Annotated in this window: 3 protein-coding genes; all 3 read left to right on the top strand. The window is 67.3% G+C overall.

Annotated features, from left to right (window positions below):
• Positions 1 to 702: cobaltochelatase subunit CobN (locus tag WA702_RS17700; RefSeq protein WP_425111829.1), on the top strand; the 702-nt coding region annotated here is incomplete at its 5' end.
• Complete coding sequence (cobG, locus tag WA702_RS17695) at positions 699 to 1,979, top strand: precorrin-3B synthase (RefSeq protein WP_425111828.1); 1,281 nt, start codon at positions 699 to 701, stop codon at positions 1,977 to 1,979. The genes WA702_RS17700 and cobG, both read left to right, overlap by 4 nt.
• The coding region (locus WA702_RS17690; RefSeq protein ID WP_425111830.1) for a precorrin-8X methylmutase at positions 1,972 to 2,146 on the top strand (175 nt) is incomplete at its 3' end. The genes cobG and WA702_RS17690, both read left to right, overlap by 8 nt.

Raw genomic sequence — 2,146 nt, 5'->3', positions numbered from 1 at the left:
CGCGTGTTCGGCGGGGCGCCCGGCAGCTATGGCGCTGTCGCCGCAAACCTCGCGCTCGGCACCGAGTGGGAGAGCCGTCAGCAACTCGGCGAGGCCTATCTCGCCGGCGCCTCGCATGCGTTCGGTGGCCGGCATGAAGGAACGCATGCGCAAGCGTTTCAAGATCGTGTCCGCAGTGCCGACGCGTTGATCCATCCGCAGGACGATCGCGAGCGCGACCTCTTGGACGGCGAGGAGGTCGCCGACTTTGCCGGGGGCTTTGCCGCGGCGGCTGCGGCTTTGGGCGCGTCGCCGGCGCTGCTGCATCTCGACACAAGTCGTCCCGAGGCGCCGCAGGCGAGGGCTCTATCCGAGGAGATCGCGCGCGTGGTGCGCGGCCGCCTCACTAATCCCCGGTGGATCGCCGGCATGCTCGCGCATGGCTATCGCGGAGTTGCCGAGGTCGCGCAGGGCGTCGATGCACTCTATGCTTTTGCCGCGACCTCGGACGCGGTGCCTTCGCATTTGTTCGACGTGGTCCATGCCGCGCTGCTTGGCGATGCGTCGGTGCACAACGCGATGCTGGATCGCAACCCAGCGGCGGTCGCCTCGATCGTGGCGCGGCTGCAGGATGCATGCCGCCGCGGGCTATGGCTGCCGCGCCGCAACGCCGTCATTGACGAGCTTGCTGTTGCGGCGGCGCGGGCGGAGGCGAGGCCATGAGCACGCCATCGTCGGTCAAAGGCTGGTGTCCGGGAGCGCGGCGGCCGATGCAGAGCGGCGACGGGCTGATCGTGCGGATCAGGCCGTATGGTGGCAGCCTGCCGGTGGCGAGCTTGAGTGTACTCGCTGGTGCGGCATCGCGGTTCGGCAATGGTCAGATCGATCTCACACGCCGCGCCAATCTGCAGATCCGCGGCGTCACCGAGTTGGCGCTCGAACCTTTGTGGGATGCGCTGGCGTCGCTCGGTCTGCTCGACGACAGCGCGGAAGCCGAGGCGATCAGAAACGTCGCGGTCAATCCGCTGACGGGGATCGATCCCACCGAGATCATCGACGTCAGGCCGATGGCGCAGGCGCTCGCATCGCAGCTTGCCGCAAACGCGGACCTGCAGGCGCTGCCGGGCAAGTTCGCCTTCGTCATCGATGGTGGCGGCCTGTTGCCGCTGGCCGAGCTCGCGGCGGATGTTCGTCTCGAAGCGCGACGTGAGGGCGCGGACATTTTCGTTGCGGTCGGCGTCGCGACCACACATGGCGTCGCATGGCTGGCGGCTGCGGCAGCGTCCGAAGCCGCCGAAATCGCCGTTCAGATCGCGCGGGCCATTTTGGCGCGGGGCGGGGCCACGCGTGCGCACGCATTGTCGCTGCAGGCCGTTGAGGCCATCAAAGCTGAACTCGGTTTGCCTAAAATACTTCCCAACGTCGAAAGTTCAGATGATGCCCGGCCGCGCCGGGGCCTGCTCGCGCTGGGAGACAAGCGATACGTGGTTGGTCTCGGGGCCGCATTCGGGCGCATCGAGGGCGGAACGCTGGCCTCATTCGCCGAGGAACTCGCGCGTCTTGGCGTGACCGACATCAGACTGTCGCCGTGGCGCACGGTCTATGCCAAAGTCGGCAACCGCGCCGATGGCGAAACGCTGATCGCGGCGGGGCGCGCGCTCGGCCTTGTCGTCGACGATGCCGATCCACAGGTGCGGATCGATGCCTGCTCGGGCGCCGGTTGCTGCAATGCGACGGTGCTGCCGACGCATGACCATGGCCGTCTGCTGGCCGAGCTTGCCGCTCGCGCCGGCTTTACGGGCACGGTACATGTTTCGGGTTGCCCGAAGGGTTGCGCCCGCTCGGCAGCAGCGGATCTGGTCCTTATCGGCACCGGCGATAGCTATCGCGTGGTCCGCAACGGTACGGTAAGGGACGAGCCCGCCGGCGCGTTCGCCGCATCCGAGATCGGGACGAAAGGGATCGAATTGTTGACGAACCAGGCCGCCGTTCATGCGTAATGCGCGCGACTATATCCGTGACGGCGCCGAGATCTACCGACGCTCGTTCGCGACCATCCGTGCCGAGGCTGACCTGTCGCGCTTCCGCGGCCTGGAGGAGAAGATCGCGGTGCGCATCATCCATGCCTGCGGCATGGTCGAGATCACCTCTGACATTGCGATGTCGC

This window comes from Bradyrhizobium sp., assembly GCF_049798375.1.
Lineage (GTDB): Bacteria > Pseudomonadota > Alphaproteobacteria > Rhizobiales > Xanthobacteraceae > Bradyrhizobium.
This window is presented reverse-complemented; position numbering and strand designations above follow the sequence as displayed.